Annotated in this window: 19 protein-coding genes; 7 read left to right on the top strand and 12 right to left on the bottom strand. The window is 67.3% G+C overall.

Going from position 1 to position 18,821, the window contains the following annotated elements:
• On the bottom strand, positions 1-641 hold a 641-nt coding region (locus ACPUER_RS32820; protein ID WP_425133116.1), incomplete at its 3' end, for an outer membrane protein assembly factor BamE.
• Between the two features lie 142 nt (positions 642-783).
• Here ACPUER_RS32820 and fur point away from each other — a divergent pair.
• On the top strand, positions 784-1,212 hold the full coding sequence (gene fur, locus ACPUER_RS32815; protein ID WP_011350926.1) for a ferric iron uptake transcriptional regulator: 429 nt from the start codon (positions 784-786) through the stop codon (positions 1,210-1,212).
• Between the two features lie 170 nt (positions 1,213-1,382).
• Here fur and ACPUER_RS32810 read toward each other — a convergent pair whose 3' ends face one another.
• The 3 genes from ACPUER_RS32810 to ACPUER_RS32800 all read right to left on the bottom strand — a co-directional run bounded on the left by ACPUER_RS32810 (position 1,383) and on the right by ACPUER_RS32800 (position 4,458).
• Entirely contained in the window at positions 1,383-1,907 is a 525-nt protein-coding gene (locus ACPUER_RS32810) for an ureidoglycolate lyase (RefSeq protein ID WP_425133115.1), read from the bottom strand.
• A gap of 14 nt (positions 1,908-1,921) precedes the next feature.
• Complete coding sequence (gene alc / locus ACPUER_RS32805) at positions 1,922-2,929, bottom strand: allantoicase (protein WP_034182710.1); 1,008 nt, start codon at positions 2,927-2,929, stop codon at positions 1,922-1,924.
• A gap of 206 nt (positions 2,930-3,135) precedes the next feature.
• Positions 3,136-4,458, bottom strand: coding sequence for a C4-dicarboxylate transporter DctA (locus ACPUER_RS32800; RefSeq protein ID WP_310138324.1), 1,323 nt, complete (start codon positions 4,456-4,458; stop codon positions 3,136-3,138).
• 214 nt (positions 4,459-4,672) lie between these two features.
• On the opposite strand from ACPUER_RS32800, the gene ACPUER_RS32795 reads away from it, so the two are divergent.
• Positions 4,673-5,395, top strand: a complete 723-nt coding sequence (locus tag ACPUER_RS32795; RefSeq protein ID WP_072436337.1) for a FadR/GntR family transcriptional regulator — start codon at positions 4,673-4,675, stop codon at positions 5,393-5,395.
• 89 nt (positions 5,396-5,484) lie between these two features.
• On the opposite strand, the gene ACPUER_RS32790 is transcribed toward ACPUER_RS32795, so the two are convergent.
• Together ACPUER_RS32790 and ACPUER_RS32785 are read right to left on the bottom strand one after the other, a co-directional pair.
• Positions 5,485-6,543 carry an L-idonate 5-dehydrogenase gene (locus tag ACPUER_RS32790; protein ID WP_310138332.1) on the bottom strand — a complete coding sequence of 353 codons (1,059 nt, stop codon included), beginning with the start codon at positions 6,541-6,543 and terminating at the stop codon, positions 5,485-5,487.
• Between the two features lie 11 nt (positions 6,544-6,554).
• Positions 6,555-7,328, bottom strand: a complete 774-nt coding sequence (locus ACPUER_RS32785; protein WP_425133114.1) for an SDR family NAD(P)-dependent oxidoreductase — start codon at positions 7,326-7,328, stop codon at positions 6,555-6,557.
• A 151-nt stretch (positions 7,329-7,479) separates the two neighbouring features.
• On the opposite strand from ACPUER_RS32785, the gene ACPUER_RS32780 reads away from it, so the two are divergent.
• Positions 7,480-8,367 carry a LysR substrate-binding domain-containing protein gene (locus ACPUER_RS32780; RefSeq protein WP_310138342.1) on the top strand — a complete coding sequence of 296 codons (888 nt, stop codon included), beginning with the start codon at positions 7,480-7,482 and terminating at the stop codon, positions 8,365-8,367.
• A gap of 93 nt (positions 8,368-8,460) precedes the next feature.
• On the opposite strand, the gene gap is transcribed toward ACPUER_RS32780, so the two are convergent.
• Both gap and tkt read right to left on the bottom strand, forming a co-directional pair.
• Positions 8,461-9,471, bottom strand: coding sequence for a type I glyceraldehyde-3-phosphate dehydrogenase (gene gap / locus ACPUER_RS32775; protein WP_006485712.1), 1,011 nt, complete (start codon positions 9,469-9,471; stop codon positions 8,461-8,463).
• A gap of 87 nt (positions 9,472-9,558) precedes the next feature.
• The gene (tkt, locus tag ACPUER_RS32770; protein ID WP_425133113.1) at positions 9,559-11,631 is read right to left on the bottom strand and encodes a transketolase; all 2,073 of its coding nucleotides are present in this window, start codon (positions 11,629-11,631) and stop codon (positions 9,559-9,561) included.
• Between the two features lie 216 nt (positions 11,632-11,847).
• Between tkt and speE the strand changes: the two genes are divergently transcribed.
• Genes speE through ACPUER_RS32755 form a run of 3 tightly spaced genes read left to right on the top strand, consistent with a single transcriptional unit; the run spans position 11,848 to position 13,959 of the window.
• Positions 11,848-12,705 (top strand): polyamine aminopropyltransferase, encoded by an 858-nt coding sequence (speE, locus tag ACPUER_RS32765; protein WP_175963098.1) that lies wholly within the window; start codon positions 11,848-11,850, stop codon positions 12,703-12,705.
• Positions 12,706-12,757: 52 nt separating this feature from the next.
• Positions 12,758-13,174, top strand: coding sequence for a VOC family protein (locus tag ACPUER_RS32760; RefSeq protein WP_072436342.1), 417 nt, complete (start codon positions 12,758-12,760; stop codon positions 13,172-13,174).
• Between the two features lie 17 nt (positions 13,175-13,191).
• The gene (locus tag ACPUER_RS32755) at positions 13,192-13,959 is read left to right on the top strand and encodes a 16S rRNA (uracil(1498)-N(3))-methyltransferase (RefSeq protein ID WP_175963099.1); all 768 of its coding nucleotides are present in this window, start codon (positions 13,192-13,194) and stop codon (positions 13,957-13,959) included.
• A 118-nt stretch (positions 13,960-14,077) separates the two neighbouring features.
• Here the strand turns inward: ACPUER_RS32755 and ACPUER_RS32750 are convergent, their stop codons facing one another.
• The 4 genes from ACPUER_RS32750 to ACPUER_RS32735 all read right to left on the bottom strand — a co-directional run bounded on the left by ACPUER_RS32750 (position 14,078) and on the right by ACPUER_RS32735 (position 18,151).
• Complete coding sequence (locus ACPUER_RS32750) at positions 14,078-14,320, bottom strand: hypothetical protein (protein ID WP_310138355.1); 243 nt, start codon at positions 14,318-14,320, stop codon at positions 14,078-14,080.
• A gap of 98 nt (positions 14,321-14,418) precedes the next feature.
• Positions 14,419-14,982, bottom strand: a complete 564-nt coding sequence (locus tag ACPUER_RS32745) for a barstar family protein (protein ID WP_027783519.1) — start codon at positions 14,980-14,982, stop codon at positions 14,419-14,421.
• A gap of 16 nt (positions 14,983-14,998) precedes the next feature.
• On the bottom strand, positions 14,999-15,430 hold the full coding sequence (locus ACPUER_RS32740; protein ID WP_034182701.1) for a ribonuclease domain-containing protein: 432 nt from the start codon (positions 15,428-15,430) through the stop codon (positions 14,999-15,001).
• A gap of 378 nt (positions 15,431-15,808) precedes the next feature.
• Entirely contained in the window at positions 15,809-18,151 is a 2,343-nt protein-coding gene (locus ACPUER_RS32735) for an NADP-dependent malic enzyme (RefSeq protein WP_371287022.1), read from the bottom strand.
• Positions 18,152-18,286: 135 nt separating this feature from the next.
• Here ACPUER_RS32735 and thiL point away from each other — a divergent pair.
• On the top strand, positions 18,287-18,821 hold a 535-nt coding region (gene thiL, locus ACPUER_RS32730; RefSeq protein WP_425133112.1), incomplete at its 3' end, for a thiamine-phosphate kinase.

Below are 18,821 nucleotides of genomic sequence, written 5' to 3'. Positions count from 1 at the left end.
CCGGAAGCCTGCGCGGCCGGCGCGAAGCGGCGCGCGCTCGAGCCCTGACCCGATACCTGATTGGTCGCGCGGTTCGCCGCGCGTGCGGCCTGCGCGTTCGCATCCTGGTCGACCACCGCGCCGGACGCCGGCACGGCGGACGGGCTGGCGACAGCCTCCGGCGCCGACGCGCTCGCCGCTTGTGCAGCGCGCGCGGCAGCCGCCTCGGAAGCGGCCTTCGCCGCCGCGGCCGCCTTCGCCTTCTTGCCGCCGCGATCGCCGTCGATATCGGCCAGCAGGTCGAGCTCGGACGGCAGGTTCTCGGCGCCGGTCCAGCCCGCGAGGCGATCGCCCGAGAAGGTCACGACGAGATCGCGCTGCTGGACGATCGCCGTCGAGCCGCGCTTGAAGTAGAAGAGGTAATCCCAGCGGTCGGCGTGGAACATGTCCGCCAGCAGCGGCGTGCCGAGCAATGCGCGCACCTGCTCGCGCGTCATGCCGACCTGCAGTTGTGCGGCCTTCTCCTGCGACACGAAGTTGCCCTGCACGACGGTGATCCGATAGGGCGTGATGCTCTGCGCGATGCGCTGCGTCACGCTGTCGTACGACGAACAACCAGCCAGCGCCGCAACGGCGGCGGCAGCGATGATGGCACTCCGCATGCGACTCCTCTGAAAGTGCGAAAGCGTTTCTGGGATCATTTCCTTCACCGTGCTGGCCTGCGTCGCAGGCCGCGCGTGTATCTGGAACGGCGAAAAGCCGGTAACATTGAAGCCCTGCATTGTACTCTAGGGATGCCTAGCCATGACCAATCCGACGGATCTCAAGAATATCGGGCTAAAGGCCACCCTACCGCGCCTCAAGATTCTCGAGATCTTCCAGCAAAGCCCCGTACGCCACCTGACGGCCGAAGACGTCTACCGCAACCTGCTCAACGAGCAGCTCGACATCGGGCTGGCCACCGTCTACCGCGTGCTGACGCAGTTCGAGCAGGCCGGCCTGCTCACGCGCAGCAACTTCGAATCCGGCAAGGCCGTGTTCGAACTGAACGAAGGCTCGCACCACGACCACCTCGTGTGCCTCGATTGCGGCCGCGTCGAGGAATTCTTCGACGCCGAGATCGAAGGCCGCCAGCAGGCGATCGCAAAGGAGCGCGGCTTCCGGCTCCAGGAGCACTCGCTGGCGATGTACGGTTCCTGCACGACCGAGAACTGCCCGCACCGCAAGCACTGAATCGCGCCACCCGCGCACGAAGCACGGCCCGGCCGGCATCTCGCCGCCCGGGCCGTGTTCTTTTCGGGATCGTGCCCCGCGCCGCGCGCGTGCCGGCTCGAAAATCTTACGAAAGCCCTTCGGCGCGCGCGAAGCCGGCGCCGGGAACCGGACGCCTGCCGCGCGCCGCGTCAGGCCGTGCCCGTGCAGGCCGGCTCGAACTCGAGCGCCCACGCACGGTCGAGCGGGGTCTCGTCGCAGTTCGGCTGCGGCCCGCCGCGATCGACGATCACGAAATCGCTGACCGCGTCGAGCGCGAGCAGCGGATGGTGCCAGACGCCCTTCGCATAGTTCACGCCCTGCCAGCCTTCGGCCAGGAACGCGCGCATCGCTTCGGGCCTGAATTCGCCGGCCGGCGCGACGACGATCGCGTAGCGCGACACGGCCGCGAGCGGGATGAACGCCTGGCTGCCGTGCGGATGGCGCTCCATCAGCGTGACCGCGACCGGCAGCGCGCGCGGCTGCGCGCGAAACACGCTGACGAGCGGCCGGCCGCCGTCCGCGCAGACGTCGATCGTCGCGAGATCGTGGAAGCGCTCGGTCGTGCCGCCGTTGATCGGGAAATGCCGTGCGCCCTCGAGCGCGATCACGTCGCCGAACGGCGCGAACGCTTCGCGGGTCAGGCGCTCGACGCGCAGGATATGGGGTCCGCTCATGCCGTCGCCCTCCTTCAAGCCGGCTCGCCCCACAGACGCAGGCGCGACACGCCGCCGTCCGGGAAGATGTTGAAACGCACGTGCGTGACGGGGCCGAGCGCCGCGAGCTGGTCGAACGTATGCACGTGGTCCATCGACAGCTTCTGCTCGCCGAGCAATTCGGCCCAGAACATCGCCTGCGTGACTAGCGAATCGTCGGTGCCGCCCGCGACCCGCGCGGCCTGCAGCGAGCAGCGGTCGGGGAAGTTGCCCTTGAAGAACGCCGTATCGACCTCGACGCGCCGGATGATGCCCGGCCGCGCGAGCGCGACGATCGCCCAGTCGTTGCCGGGCTCGCGGCGGCGCCGCGTTTCCCAGCCGTCGCCCATGTTCGCGCCGCGCCCCGGCATCAGCATCTGCGATGCCGGGCCGAAGTGCTGGTTGTTCGCGGCCACCAGATAACCGCCGTTCTCGATCGCGGCGAGATCGACGAGTTCGCCGGCCGGCACATGGCGCCAGTCGCGCTGCGGCTGGCCGTACACGCGCAGCCGCGCGAGCCCGCCGTCCGGATACAGGTTCACGCGCAGGTGCGTGACCGGCTGCGCGTCGTCGACGCTCACGTAGTGATGCGAATTGCCCTGCAGCGTCGTCGCGGGGACGATCGTGCGCCATTCGGCATCGTCGGGCGGCGTGTCGCCGTCGGCGACGCACGCCTCGATCGACGCGGCCGGCGGGAAATTGCCGGTGAAGTGGCTCGTATCGAGATCGACGCCGAAAATCACGCCCGGCCGCGCGAGCCGCACCACGCAGAAGTCGTGGCCCGTCGTGCGCTTGCGGCGCGTTTCCCAGCCGTCCATCCACTTGCCGTGGTCGTCGTACTTGCCGGGGATGAACACGGCCGGCTCGGGGTTCAGCATGCGCTCTTTCGGCGCGAAGAATTCGTCGCTCGCAAACAATGCCTGCGCACCGAGGCGCGGGTCGGCGAGGTTCATGTAGCGCCGCGTGAAGGCCGGCGCGTTCGGATCGAGGATGGGAGCTGCCATGTTGTCTCCTGTCGATGGGAGTTAGCGCTTTAGCGCTTACTCCCATCCCATGCTTCGCGGTCGATGGGAGTTAGTGCTTTAGCGCTTACTCCCGTCCCATGCAAAGCAATTTCTGATCAAGTTCCGGCGCATCGAGGCGCCGGCCGCATGTAAATCGATCGCGCGGGGCTACCTGGGGCAAAGCCGCCCCGCGCGACAAGCCGCGCTCAGAGCGCGTGGGCCTGGTCGCCGGCGACCGGCGCCGCGTTGCCTTCCTCTTCGGCCGGCACGTAGCGCAGCTCGCGGTTCAGCACGCGCTTCGCGCGGACCTTGTCGATATCGTTCTCCCACACCGCGACGACGACCGTCGCGACGCAGTTGCCGATCAGGTTGGTCAGCGCGCGGGCGATGCCGACGAACCAGTCGACCGGCAGGATCAGCACGAGGCCGAGCACCGGAATCGCCGGGATCGCCGACAGCGTCGCCGCGAGGATCACGATCGCCGAGCCGGGAATCCCGTGCGCGCCCTTCGACGTGACGAGCGACACGAGCAGCACCACGATCAGGTCATGCGTCGACAGCGGCGTGTTGGTGGCCTGCGCGATAAACAGCACGGCGAGCGTCAGGTAGATCGAGAAGCCGTCGAGGTTGAACGAATAGCCGGTCGGGATCACGAGGCCGACCGTCGAATCCTTGACGCCCATGTATTCGAGCTTGCGCATCACCTGCGGCAGCACCGCATCCGACGATGCCGTGCCGAGCACGATCGACAGTTCCTCGCGCAGGTAGCGGATCAGCTTGAACACCGAGAAGCCCGCGAGCCGCATCACGATGCCGAGCACCACCGTGACGAACACGAAGCAGCTCAGGTAGAACACCGCGACCAGGTAGCCGAGCTGCTTGAGCGACGCGACGCCGTATTTGCCGGTCGTGAATGCGATCGCGCCGAGCACGCCGAGCGGCGCGAGCTTGATGATGAAGCCGATGATCCGGAAGAACACGTGCGACAGTTCCTCGATCAGCGAGTTGACGCGCTGCGCCTTGTCGCCGAGCAGCGACAGCGCGGAGCCGAACAGCACCGCGAACACGAGGATCTGCAGGATGTCGCCCTTCGCGAACGCGTCGATCGCGGTGTCGGGGATGATCTTCATCAGGTAGCCGGCGGTGTCCTTCAGGCTTTCGGCGTTCTTCGCGTACGACGCGAGCGACGACGCGTCGAGCGAATGCAGGTCGATGTTCATCCCGACGCCCGGGCGCGTGACCCACGCGAGCACGAGGCCGATGCCGAGCGCGAGCGTCGTCATGATCTCGAAGTAGATGACGGCCTTCAGGCCGACCCGGCCGACCTTCTTCAGGTCGCCCGCGTTGGCCATCCCGCTGACCACGACGCAGAACACGATTGGGCCGATGACCATCTTGATGAGCTTCAGGAAGCCGTCGCCGAGCGGTCGCAGCGACTCGGCGAAATGCGGGAAGAACGCGCCGAGCGCGACCCCCAGGATCAATGCGACGACTACCCGGCCAAACAGCGAATTGAGGAATTTCGACACGGCGCTCTCCCGATCCAACGGTTGCAGTTTCGTCTGTTCATACTGGTAAGACCAGTGATGTTATGGTGGATAGTAGGAAGCCGATATAGTGACGTCAAGGACGGACAAAATAGGGATTTCCCGCCCCCCTTCGCATGCGTCCGGCGGCCCCGAAAGCGGGCCTGATCGTGGCTTTCCCGTAGTGCGGTCGTGCACTGCGCCCGTGCGGATTACAATGCCGGTCAGACCGGCCATCGTTCACATCATGAAAAATGTTCCGCATACCGTGACCGACGCCGCCATCGCAACGATCCGCGACCGGATCGAGGCAGGCGTTTATCCGGTCGGCAGCCTGCTGCCGGCCCAGCGTCAGCTCTCCGAGGAGCTGGAGATCAGCCGTGCGTCGCTGCGCGAGGCGCTGTCGACGCTCGAGGCGCTCGGGATGCTTCGCATCCGCGCGGGCAAGGGCGTGTACGTCGAAAGCGCGCAGGCAACGGCCGCGCATGCCTGGCAGTTTGCCGAGCAGTCGTCGCCGCCCGATACCTACCAGATGCGCTACGCGCTCGAAGGGTTCGCCGCGCGGATGGCCGCGCGCGTGGTCAGCGACGACGACATCGCGTGGTTCGAAGACAATCTCGCCGACCTGCACGTCGCGCTGACCGAAAACGCGCTCGACGAGGCGTCGCAGCTCGACTTCGACTTCCATATGCGGATCGTCCATCTCGCCGGCAACGCGGCGATCGAATCGATCCTGCGCGGCAGCGCGGACATCATGAAGGAAAGCCAGCGCATGCCGTTCTACCGGCGCGAGCTGCTGCTGTCGACGTGGCACGAGCACCGCGCGATCGTCGATGCGCTGATCGCGCGCGATGCGGCCGCCGCGGGCAGCGCGATCGAAACGCACATCGCGAACGCCGCGCAGCGCGCGGGCATCTTCTTCCCGACGCCGGGCGCCTGACGGCCGTGCGGCGCGCGCCGCACGAGCATCACACCGCAGCGATCGGATTCGCGTCGATCACAAAAAAGGCACGCGCTGGCGCCGGACGATCACGCGGCCTCGCCCGCGAAATCGATCAGCACCTTCATCGCGCGCTGCCGGTCGCCGGCCAGTTCGAACGCGAGGTTCGCGTCGCGCATCGGGAACACGCGCGTGATGGCCGGCCGCAGGTCGACGCGCGCCGCGTTGATCAACTGCACCGCGAGCGCGAATTCCGCATGGAAGCGGAACGATCCGCAGATCGACAACTCCTTCGCGACCACGACGTTCTGCGGCAGGCTGACATCGCCGCCGAGCCCGAGCTGCACGACGACGCCGCGCGGACGCATCACGTCCAGCCCGTCGCGCAACGCGCGCGCATTGCCCGAACACTCGATCATCACGTCGAACGTGCCCTTGTCGGCGCCGTAGCGCGCGACCCATCCGGCATCGGCCGCCGCATTGATCGTATGGTCGGCGCCGAGCGCGCGGGCCACTTCCAGCGGCGCTTCGACGACGTCGGTCGCGACGATCTCCGCCGCGCCGTGCGCGCGCGCCGCCGCGACCGCCAGCACGCCGATCGGCCCGCAGCCCGACACGAGCACGCGCTTGCCGATCAGCGGGCCCGCGCGCGACACCGCATGCAGCCCGACCGCGAACGGCTCGGCGAGCGCCGCGAGCGACAGCGGCACATGATCGGCGACCTTCACGCACTGCGCCGCGTCGCACACGAGCGCGTTGCGAAACGCGCCCTGCACGTGCGGCATCCGCATCGCGCTGCCGTAGAAGCGCATGTCCAGACACTGGTTCGGCAAGCCTTCGAGGCAGTAGCGGCACGCACCGCACGGCCGGCTCGGGTTGACCGCGACGCGATCGCCGACCTTCACCGACGTCACGTCCGGCGCGACCTCCGCGACCGTGCCGGCAACCTCGTGGCCGAGCACCATCGGCTGCTGCAGCCGGATCGCGCCGAAGCCGCCGTGCCGAAAGTAATGCAGGTCGGACCCGCAGATGCCGCCCATCGCGACATCGACGCGCACCTGGCCCGGGCCGATTTCGCCCGCGTCCTGTTCTTCGACCCGCAGGTCGTTCGGCCCGTGGATCACGACACACATGCAACGCATACGCATGACCTTCCTCCCTATACGGCGCTGGTCAGGCCGCCATCGACGAACAGCGTCTGGCCGTTGACGAAATCGGATGCGGCCGACGCAAGGAAAATCGCCGCGCCGCACAGCTCGTCGACGCGCCCCCAGCGGCCGGCCGGCGTGCGCTTGCACAGCCAGTCCGAGAACGCCGCGTCGTCGACCAGCGCGCGATTCAGCTCCGTTTCGAAATAGCCGGGCGCGAGGCCGTTGGCCTGGATGCCGTGGCGCGCCCAGTCGGCGCACATCCCTTTCGTCAGCATCCGCACCGCGCCCTTCGACGCCGCGTACGGCGCGATCGTCGGCCGCGCGAGTTCGCTCTGCACCGAGCAGATGTTGATGATCTTCCCGTGGCCGCGCGCGATCATGTGACGCGCGACGGCCTGCGCGACGTTGAACACGCCGTCGAGATTCACGCGCATCAGCGCATGCCAGTCGTCGGGCTCGAATGCGTCGAGCGGCGCGCGGCGCTGGATGCCCGCGTTGTTCACGAGGATGTCGATTGCACCGACGCGCGCCTCGAAGTCGTCGATCGCCGCGCGCACCTGCGCATGCTCGGCGACGTCGAACACCGCATGGTCGGCCGCGAAGCCTTCGTCGCGGAAACGGCTCGCGAGCATCGCGGCCTTTTCTTCATTACGATCGTTGATGACGATCGCCGCGCCGGCTTCCGCGAGCCCGCGGGCGAGCGTCAGCCCGATCCCGCGTCCGGAACCCGTGATCAGTGCGCGGCGACCGTCGAGACGGAACCGTTCAAGTGCGCTGGTCATGCATGTCTCCTCGTGCCAGTGGAGCCGGCTGCCCGTCGCGGCCGGTCTCGCGTTGACGGTATCTTCGGCTGCCTGCCCGATGCCGCGCCAATGGTCTTTTTTGATCCGGTTATCATGAAATCTGATTACCGCCCTCTCCTGCCCGCCGCCCATGGAACTCAAGCAATTGCGCGCCTTCGTCACGCTCGCGGAAGAGCTGCATTTCGGGCGCGCGGCGCAGCGCCTGTTCATCGTGCAGCCCGCGCTGAGCATGCAGATCAAGGCGCTCGAGGAAGAGCTCGGTGCGCGGCTGTTCGAGCGCGACCGCCACAAGGTCGAACTGAGCGACACGGGGCGCGTGTTCCTGCCGGAAGCGCGCGCGACGCTGCAACAGGCCGCGCGTGCGGAACAGATGGCGCGGCTGTCGAGCCGCGGCGAGATCGGCACGCTGAGGATCGCGTTCGTGTCGTCGGTGCTGCCCGCACTGCTGCCGGCCGTGCTGCGCACGATGCGCGAGCGCTATCCGCTGATCGCGCTCGAACTGAAGGACCTGCCGACGCCCGACCAGATCGCCGCGCTGCGCGACCGGCGGATCGATTTCGGGATGATCCGGCTGCCGGCCGCGTATGCGGGCATCGACACGCGCGTGGTGCTGGAAGAAGGCTTCGTCGTCGCGCTGCCGCTCGACCATCCGCTCGCCGCGCACGACACGATCCCGCCGGCCGCACTGCGCGGCCAGCCCGCGTTCGTGCTCGCGCGCCGCTACGCGCCCGGCTTTCACGACGACATGCTGCTCGCGTTGAGCCGCGCGGGCACGACGCTCGAAATCGCGCAGGAGTTCGGGGAATTCACGACGATGCTCGCGCTCGTCGCGGCGGGGATGGGCATCGGGCTGATCCCGGCAGAGGCCGCCAGCGCGCTGCCGCCGAACGTGCTCGCGCGGCCGCTCGACCTGGCCGGCCACCGAAGCGGTATCGGCCTCGCGTGGACCGACCTCGACAGCCCGCTGAAGCGTGCGTTCGTCGACGCGCTCGAGCAGGTGACGGCGGACAGGCGATGACGAAGTCGGGGCAATGAAAAAGCCCGGCCGGAAAACCGGGCCGGGCTCGTTCGCCGCGCGTGCCGCGTTGCCGCGGCCGCGCAACGTGCGGGATTACTTCGCGTTCGCGAACGCGACAGCCGTATCCAGCATGCGGTTCGAGAAACCCCACTCGTTGTCGTACCAGCTCGACACCTTGACGAGGCGGCCCGACACCTTGGTCAGCGTTGCGTCGAACGTCGACGAAGCCGGGTTGTGGTTGAAGTCGATCGACACCAGCGGTGCGTCGTTGTAGCCGAGGATGCCCTTCAGCGCGCCTTCCGATGCTTCCTTCATGATCGCGTTGACTTCCTCGACCGTCGTGTCGCGCTTGGCGATGAACGACAGGTCGACGATCGACACGTTGATCGTCGGGACGCGGATTGCGTAACCGTCGAGCTTGCCGTTCAGTTCCGGCAGCACGAGGCCGACGGCCGAAGCAGCGCCCGTCTTCGTCGGGATCTGGCTGTGCGTGGCCGAACGCGCGCGGCGCAGGTCTTCGTGGTAGACGTCCGTCAGCACCTGGTCGTTCGTGTATGCGTGGATCGTCGTCATCAGGCCCGTTTCGAGACCGATCTTGTCGTTCAGCGGCTTGACGAGCGGCGCGAGGCAGTTCGTCGTGCACGATGCGTTCGAGATGACCGTGTGCTCGGCCTTCAGCACGTCGTGGTTCACGCCGTAGACGATCGTCGCGTCGACGTCCTTGCCGCCCGGCGCCGAGATGATCACCTTCTTCGCGCCGCCCTTCAGGTGCGCGCTCGCCTTTTCCTTGGTCGTGAAGAAGCCCGTGCACTCCATCACGACGTCGACGCCGAGCTCGCCCCACGGCAGTTCGGCCGGGTTGCGGTTCGCCAGCACGCGGATCTTGTCGCCGTTCACGACGAGGTAGTCGCCGTCGACCGACACTTCGCCCGGGAACTTGCCGTGCGCGGTGTCGTACTGGGTCAGGTGCGCGTTGGTCTTCGCATCGCCCAGGTCGTTGATCGCGACGATCTCGAGATCGTGCTTCTTGCCGTTTTCATAAAACGCGCGCAGCGTGTTGCGGCCGATACGGCCGTAGCCGTTGATTGCGACGCGAATCGTCATGGTCTATCTCCTGATGGCTGAAAAAATTCGTTTCGTGCAGCTTCACGGTGCGACGCGCGCAACGGGTGGCGCGCGTCGCGAATGCTTTTAGGCCAGCACGGCCTTCGCGGTCTCGACGACGTGCTCGACGGTGAAGCCGAAGTACTTGAACAGCACGCCGGCCGGCGCCGATTCGCCGAACGTGTCGATCCCGACGACGCCGCCTTCGAGGCCGACGTACTTGTGCCAGAAGGACGTTACGCCGGCTTCGATCGCGACGCGGCGCACGCCGTGCGGCAGCACGCGTTCGCGGTATTCGGCGTCCTGGCGATCGAACACGTTGGTCGACGGCATCGACACGACGCGCGCCGCGATGCCCTGCTGCGCGAGCGGCTCGACGGCCTTCATCGCGAGCTCGACTTCCGAACCCGTCGCGATCAGGATGATCTTGCGCGCGACGATTTCTTCGCCCCAGTCCTTCAGTACGTAGCCGCCCTTCTCGATGTTGGCGATCTGCGCGTCGGTACGCGGGTTGAACGCGAGGTTCTGGCGGCTGAAGATCAGGCTCGACGGACGATCCGCGGCAACCGCGTGCGTCCAGGCAACGGCCGTCTCGACCGTGTCGGCCGGACGCCACACGTCGTGGTTCGGGATCAGGCGCAGGCTCGACACGTGCTCGATCGACTGGTGCGTCGGGCCGTCTTCGCCGAGGCCGATCGAATCGTGCGTGAACACGAAGATCGACGGCACCTTCATCAGCGCGGCCACGCGCAGCGCGTTGCGGCTGTAGTCGGAGAACGTCAGGAACGTGCCGCCGAACGGCTTGTGGCCGCCGTGCAGCGCGAGGCCGTTGATCGCGGCGCTCATGCCGAATTCGCGCACGCCGTAGTTGATATGGTTGCCCAGCACGACGCCCGCGCCTTCCGGATTCGCGCGGACCGCCTTCGAGGCCTTCCAGTTGGTCAGGTTCGAGCCGGTCAGGTCGGCCGAGCCGCCGAGCAGTTCGGGCAGCGCGGCGGCCAGACCTTCGATCGCCTGCTGCGACGCCTTGCGGGTCGCGACCGTCTCGGCGCGCTCGTTCGCGCCGGCGATGATCGTCGCAGCCTTCTGCGCCCAGTCGGCCGGCAGCTTGTTGGCCATCCGGCGCTCGAATTCGGCGGCTTCTGCCGGGAACTTCGCGCGATATTGCGCGAACGTCGCGTCCCAGTCGGTCTCGGCACGCTTGCCGGCTTCCTTCGCGTCCCATGCCGCATAGACTTCCTGCGGAATCACGAACGGCTCCCACTTCCAGCCGAGCGCTTCGCGCGTCTTCGCGATTTCTTCCGCGCCGAGCGCAGCTCCATGCACGTCGTGGCCGCCGGCCTTGGTCGCCGCGCCCTTGCCGATCACCGTCTTGCAGCAGATCAGCGTCGGCTTGTCCGACAGCTTCGCCTTCGCGATCGCCGCGTCGACCGCGTCGACGTCATGGCCGTTCACGTTCGGGATCACGTTCCAGCCGTACGCTTCGAAGCGCTTCGGCGTGTCGTCGTGGAACCAGTTCACGACGTCGCCGTCGATCGAGATGCCGTTGTCGTCGTACAGCGCGATCAGCTTGTTCAGCTTCAGCGTGCCCGCGAGCGAGCAGGCTTCGTGCGAGATGCCTTCCATCAGGCAGCCGTCGCCGAGGAACACGTACGTGTGGTGATCGACGATCTTCGCGCCGTCGCGGTTGAACTCGTCGGCCATCAGCGCTTCGCCGAGCGCCATGCCGACCGCGTTCGCGAGACCCTGGCCGAGCGGGCCGGTGGTCGTCTCGACACCCGGCGTGATCCCGTATTCCGGGTGGCCCGGCGTCTTCGAGTGCAGTTGGCGGAAGTTCTTCAGCTCTTCGATCGGCAGGTCGTAGCCGGTCAGGTGCAGCAGCGAGTACAGCAGCATCGAGCCATGGCCGTTCGACAGCACGAAGCGGTCGCGGTCTGCCCAGTGCGGGTTCGTCGGGTTGTGCTTCAGATGGCGCGACCAGAGCGCGACGCCGATTTCGGCCATGCCCATCGGCATGCCGGGGTGGCCGGAGTTCGCTTGCTGGACGGCGTCCATCGCGAGCGCACGGATCGCGTTGGCCATCAGGGTGGTGGAGGCGGGAGACGAAGTCGTCATGTCGAGTCCGGAGAACGAGTCGAGGAAACGGGGGCACGGCGGCATCCGGAAGCTCGAGCGTCAATCGTTCCCGGCGCGCGGTGCGGCGCCTGACGGACGCGAAGCGGACGGAGCCTACGGACGGGGCTGCAAAGCTCGTCATTTTAACAGATGGGCCGACATTTCCCTTGTCGGCGCGCGGTGTTCCGGCACGGTTTTCCGTCAAACCGCGCGCCTCCTATAATTCAGACGTCAGAACCGACTGCCCTTAGCGGCCCGCCCGTGAGCACCACGCTACTCTTTCACCCTGCGCCCGACGCCACCTACGGCTTCCCGAATGCTCGGCGGCTCGCGCGCGTCGAGTCCCCGCACCAGCAGATCGAAGTCTGGGAAACCCCGCAGCTCGGCCGGCTGTTTACGCTGGACGGCCAGCCGATGACGTCGGTCGGCGACGAGTACGTCTATCACGAGTGCATGACGCACCCGGCCGCGCTCGCGCATCCGTCGCCGAAGAAGGCGCTCGTGCTCGGCGGCGGCGACGGCGGCGCGGCGCGCCAGTTGCTCAAGCACGCGTGCATCGAGCGGATCGTGATCGCCGAGCTCGACGACGAGGTGGTCGGGATGGCGCGTCGTTATCTCGACGACGTGCACCAGGGCGCGCTCGACGACCCGCGCGTCGAGGTCGTGATCGGCGACGCCGCGCATTTCGTCGAGTCGACCGTCGAGCATTTCGATCTCGTCGTGTTCGACCTCACGCCGCCCGACTCGCCGGCGGCCGGCCTCTATACGCGCGCGTTCTACGCACGGCTCAAGCGGATTCTCACGCCGTGCGGCGCGATCTCGATGCATCTCGGCTCGCCGGTGTTCCACGCCGCGCGCATCGCCGCGCTGATCGACGACCTGCGCGCGAGCTTCGCGGTCGTCGATCCGCTGTCCGCGCACGTGCCGCTGTACGGCTCGCAGTGGCTGATGGCGATCGCGAGCGACACGCTCGATGCGGCCGCGCTGTTCGCGCACGACATCGACGAACGGCTCGCCGCGCGCCACGTCCAGGGCTTGCGCTACTACGACGCGCGGCTGCATGCGTCCCTCTTTGCCCTGCCGCACGCGCTGCGCGATACACTGGGCGCTCGCCGCTGAGCGTCCGGGCGGCCGAGCCGTTCCGCTTTCCCCCCACGCAGGAGAATTACCGATGACCGATCCACGTCCGGCCAACGTGCCTTGGTTGACGCCCTATCTGGCCGTACGCAACGCGCGCGCGGCCATCGATTTCTTCAAGGCCGCATTCGGCTTCGAGCTGCGCGACGTGCACGACGAGGACGGCGCGATCATGCACGTCGAGATGGCCTATCACGGCCGGCTGATCGTGATGTTCGCACCCGAAGGCGCATTCGGCTCGATCGCGCTCACGCCGAAAAGCGCGCACGCCACCGCGCCGCAGTCGTTCTATCTGTACGTCGATGATGTCGACGCAACCTGGCAGCGCGCGCTGGACGCGGGCGCGAAATCGCTGAGCGCGCCGCAGGACCAGTTCTGGGGCGACCGGTTCGCGCAGATCGAGGATCTCGACGGCTACCGCTGGGCGCTCGCGCGCCGCCTCGACGCATGACCGAAACCGCCACACGCATGAACGAAGCCACCACCACCGCGGCCGTGCCGCGCTTTTTCGTCGATGCGGCACTGCGCGCCGACGCCACGCTCGCGCTGCCGGCCGACGTCGCGCGCCACGCTCAGGTGCTGCGCCTGCAGCCCGGCGACGTGCTCGCGCTGTTCGACGGCACGGGCGGCCAATACCGCGCGCGGCTCGTCGAGATCGACAAGCGCAGCGCGCTCGCGCAGATCGATGCGTTCGAACCGGCCGAGGCCGAGCCGCCCTATCGCGTGACGCTCGCGCAAGGGATCGCCGGCGGCGACAAGATGGACTGGGTGATCGAGAAGGCCGTCGAGCTCGGCGTCGCGGCGATCGTGCCGCTGTCGACCGCGCGCGGCGTCGTGAAGCTCGCCGGCGAACGCGCGGACAAGCGCGTCGCGCACTGGCGCGGCGTCGTGCGCGCGTCGTGCGAACAGTGCGGGCGCAACCGCTTGCCCGGGGTCGCGCCGGTACTCGGCTTCAACGCGTGGCTCGATACGTTGCCGGCCGCGCCGGCCGACGGCGAACTGCGGCTGCTGCTGTCGCCGCGCGCGAGCATCCCGTTTGCGTCGCTGCCCGACATGCCGCCCGGAGCGCCCGTCACGCTGCTGATCGGCCCCGAAGGCGGACTGTCGCCCGACGAGGAAAACGCGGCCCGCGCGCGCGGCTTCACCGCGCTGTCGCTTGGGCCCCGCGTGCTGCGCACCGAGACGGCCGGCGCGGCCGTGCTCGCGGCATTGGCCGCGCGCTGGGGCGGATGGTGACGAGACGGGCGTGCCGCCGCGAGGCGGCACGACAGGTCCCGGCCCACACGTCACCCTGCCGCGGCGCGATATGCGGCCGGCGTCACGGCAGAAATGCGGCGCGTTTCCACGCTACGGCTTATCGCGGCTTGTCGCTCGACGATCCGTGCGGCATCGAATCGGACAACGCATCGAGAACCGGGCTCAGCACGTCTTGCGGGCTTCCGGTTGCCCAGCCTCCGTCCAGGCCGTAGAGGTCGATCTTGCCCGTCACGGGGCGCGTCACCGGCGCCGCGTCCAAGACCTGCGCCATGCCGGAGAAGATCGCCTTGCTTGGCAACGGTCGCCTGAAGAATGACGCGGCACGGATTGCCGCGTTCATGCCGCGCCGGCCTGTATGCGCCGCGCACACGTAAAAAAGCCCGCTCGAAGCGGGCTTCTCGCCGGGCCGGCCGCGCAGAGCCGCGGGCCGATTCGCGCTTATGCGAACGAGTAGAACACGCGGAACGCGACCTTGCGCTCGGCCCAGAACTCGGCCGCCTCGCGGAACACGTCGAGCAGCGTCTCGCGCCCTTCCTTGTCGAACTTCTGCGCGATCGGCAGCCCTTCGAGGACGATCACGAAACCGGGCTGCGCGCCGGCCTTCGCGACGAGGTCGGTCAGGCAGTCGTACAGCGCATCGTAGTTCTTCCCGAAATGCTTCGGGAACAGGAACGACGTCGCGATCGTTTCCATTACTTCCTGCTTCGACTGCGCGGCGCCGCAATACGCGTACAGGAAGTGCTGGCCGAGCCGACCGGCTTCGTCGGCGAGATCCTGCACGCGGAACGCGCGGATCGACTGCACGAGATTGGGTCGCACGGTCGTGAAAAGGCTCATAGGCTCCTCGTTCGATGAAAGCCCGGGCTCGGCTTCCTGTTGCTCCGGCGCGCCGACGGCCTGTGCCGCCGCGTTCAATTGAATCACGCGCTGAAACAGATTGCCGTCGCCGGCCGCGAACAGTTCCGCCGCCGCCGAATCGTGCGCGTAGATGGAGTCGCTCATGCCATTCGTCCCGAAGTCATTCAACAATACGTTTAAAACTGTTGTAGTGGTCGCCCGTGTAATAACAGTTGTCGATCCGGCGCAATGGCCCGCCACAGACGATCCGGCGCGCGCCGCGATTGCGGGCACGCGGCGTCGGCACCGTGTATTCATGGTAGTAGCCGCGCTTCGCCTTCGGCAAAATCCGCTCGCGGTTGCCGAACACGACGCCGTCTTTCTCGTACGGATAGGGGCCGCCGGCGCCGATCAGGCCCAGCGTGGTCACGGCCTCGCGCGGAAGACGGGCGGTCGGGATCGTATCGAGCCCGCTGGCGGCCACGTCGGCCGAAACGGCCTCCCGTGCGTAAGCGGCGGAAACCAGACTGCCCGTCGGCGTGCCGACGATACCCATCGCGAACATCGCGAAGACGGACGCGAGCGCGCCGTTGCGGAGCCACTTGCGTGCCATGAACCAGGGTTCCCGCTGTTAAATCAAGTAGTTGACGACCAACAAAGGCGTTAGCGTAGCGTTATTGGCCGCGCGAATCAATGTCCGTTTGGGAATCGAAAGCCCGACGACGCGCGGATTGACGTATTTCTTACCGAAATCACACTGTATTTATCTTACATAAGATAAAATACGGGCGGCATCTCTCGTATGGCAAGACCCTGCCTCCTTGCCACGCTCGCTACCCGGAGTGGAGAGATGCTGCTGTTGCTTTGAGGGAAGCGCGTTTGCGCCCTGCCCGACGGCGTGCCCATTGCGGGCACGCCTCTTTTTGCTTTTGTTTACAATTTCGCCCGACGCGCCACGCCGGTTCGACCGGCCTGGCGCGTTCGTTTTCGCTCAGCGCGCGGCGTTCACGTCGGCGACCAGCAGCGCCGCCATGTTGACGATGCGGCGAACGGTCGCCGATTCGGTCAGCACGTGCACCGGCTGGGCAGCACCCAGCAGGATCGGCCCGATCGCGATGTTGTTGCCGGCGGCCGTCTTCAGCAGGTTGTACGCGATGTTCGCGGCGTCGATGTTCGGCAGGATCAGCAGGTTCGCGTCGCCTTCCAGCGTCGATTCCGGCAGGATTTCCTTGCGCAGCGCCGCGTCGAGCGCGACGTCGCCGTGCATCTCGCCGTCGACCTTCAGGTCAGGCGCGGTTTCGTGCAGGATCGCGAGCGTATCGCGCATCTTCTGCGCCGAAGGCGCGTTGCTCGTGCCGAAATTCGAGTGCGACAGCAGCGCGACCTTCGGCTCGATACCGAAGCGGCGCACTTCTTCAGCCGCCATGATCGTGATCTCGGCAAGCTGCGCCGGGGTCGGATCGACGTTGACGTGCGTATCGACGAGGAAGATCTGGCGGCCCGGCAGCACGAGGCCGTTCATTGCCGCATAGACGCTGCAGCCGGCGCGCTTGCCGATCACCTGGTCGATGAAGTGCAGGTGGCGGTGCGTCGTGCTGATCGTGCCGCAGATCATCCCGTCCGCTTCGCCCCGCTTCACCAGCATCGCGCCGATCAGCGTCGTGCGGCGGCGCATCTCGACGCGCGCGAGCTGCTCGCTGATGCCCTTGCGCGCCATCAGCTTGTGGTACGACTGCCAGAAGTCGCGGTAGCGCTCGTCGTGCTCGGTGTTGACAACCGTGAAGTCGACACCCGGATTCAGGCGCAGGCCGTAGCGCTGGATACGGTGCTCGATCACCGATGGCCGGCCGATCAGGATCGGCGTCGCGAGCTTTTCGTCGACGATGATCTGAACGGCGCGCAACACGCGCTCTTCTTCGCCTTCCGCGAACACGACGCGCTTCTTCTCCGCCGGCGCGCTGCGCGCGATCTGGAAGATCGGCTTCATCGTCGTGCCGCTGTGATACACGAACTGCTGGAGATGGACGCGGTACGCCTCCATGTCCTCGATCGGACGCGTCGCGACGCCGCCGTCCATCGCGGCCTGCGCGACGGCCGGCGCGATCTTCACGATCAGGCGCGGATCGAACGGCTTCGGAATCAGGTATTCGGGGCCGAACGACAGGTCCTGGATGCCGTACGCGGTCGCGACGATGTCGCTCTGTTCCTGCTGCGCGAGCTCGGCGATCGCATTGACGGCCGCGATCTCCATTTCACGCGTGATCGTCGTCGCGCCGACGTCGAGCGCGCCGCGGAAGATGAACGGGAAGCACAGCACGTTGTTGACCTGGTTCGGGTAGTCGGTGCGGCCCGTGGCCAGCACCGCGTCCGGGCGCACTTCGAGCGCGAGTTCCGGCAGGATTTCCGGCGTCGGGTTCGCGAGCGCGAGGATCAGCGGGCGCTCGGCCATGCCCTTCACCATCTCCTGCTTCAGCACGCCCGCGGCCGACAGGCCGAGGAAGATGTCCGCGCCTTCGATCACTTCGGCCAGCGTCCGCGCTTCGGTTTCCCGTGCGAAGCGCTCCTTGTCCGGGTCCATCAGTTCGGTGCGGCCCTTGTAGACCACGCCGGCCAGGTCGGTCACCAGGATGTTCTCGATCGGCAGGCCGATGTCGACCAGCAGGTCGAGGCACGCAAGCGCGGCCGCGCCCGCGCCGGACGCGACGAGCTTCACCTTCTTGATGTCCTTGCCGACGACCTTCAGGCCGTTCGTGACGGCCGCGGCCACGACGATCGCGGTGCCGTGCTGATCGTCGTGGAACACCGGGATCTTCATCCGCTTGCGCGCTTCGCGCTCGACGATGAAGCAGTCCGGCGCCTTGATGTCTTCCAGGTTGATCCCGCCGAAGGTCGGCTCCAGCGCGGCGATCACGTCGACGAGCTTGTGCGGGTCCGACTCGTTCAGCTCGATGTCGAACACGTCGATGCCGGCGAACTTCTTGAACAGCACGGCCTTGCCTTCCATCACCGGCTTCGACGCGAGCGGGCCGATGTTGCCGAGACCGAGCACCGCCGTACCGTTCGTGACGACGCCGACCAGGTTGCTGCGGGCGGTGAAACGCGCCGCGTTGAGCGGATTCTCGACGATCTCCTCGCACGCGTACGCCACGCCCGGCGAATACGCGAGCGCGAGGTCGCGCTGGTTGATCATCTGCTTGGTCGGAGCGATCGCGATCTTCCCGGGGGTCGGGAATTCGTGATAGTCGAGGGCGGCTTCGCGGAGCTTGGCTTTGGAGGAGGCTTGGGTGGACATGTGTCTCGTGACGGGCGGATTAGAATAACTGTTCGACGGCATTGTAGCGCCAATCGAAGGCCGCCAGACCGGCGATTCGGGTGCGACAGCCGCGACAAAAATGAACCGAACGGTGCAGGAACGCCGCCGTTCGCCTCGTACAATGCCGTTCCCTGAACCGTATCGGATCCGCCCGCCGTGCCAGCCGCCCTCTCCGAGTTTTCGCTGATCGATCGCTTCTTCGCGCGCCGCGCGGCACAGGGCGCACGCGCGTCGACGCTCGGCATCGGCGACGATTGCGCGCTGATCGCACCTCGATCCGGGAAATTGCTGGCCATTTCGACGGACATGCTGGTCGAGGGCCGCCACTTCTTCCCCGACGTCGCGCCCGACGCACTCGGCCACAAGACGCTCGCGGTCAACCTGTCCGACCTCGCGGCGATGGGCGCCGAGCCGCGCGCGTTCACGCTCGCGTGCGCGCTGCCGCGCGCCGACGCGGCGTGGCTCGAGGCGTTCAGCAACGGGCTGTTCGCGCTCGCCGAGCGATTCGGCTGCGAGCTGGTCGGCGGCGACACGACAAGCGGGCCGCTGAACCTGTGCGTGACCGTATTCGGCGAAGTCGCGCCCGACGCGGCGCTGCGGCGCGATGCCGCGCGCGACGGCGACGACGTCTGGGTGTCCGGCACGCTCGGCGACGCGCGCGCCGGCCTCGGCGTCGCACGCGGCGAATGGG

Origin of the sequence: Burkholderia sp. DN3021, from assembly GCF_049805555.1 — a bacterium.
In the GTDB taxonomy this organism is placed as follows: domain Bacteria; phylum Pseudomonadota; class Gammaproteobacteria; order Burkholderiales; family Burkholderiaceae; genus Burkholderia; species Burkholderia pyrrocinia_C.
This window is presented reverse-complemented; position numbering and strand designations above follow the sequence as displayed.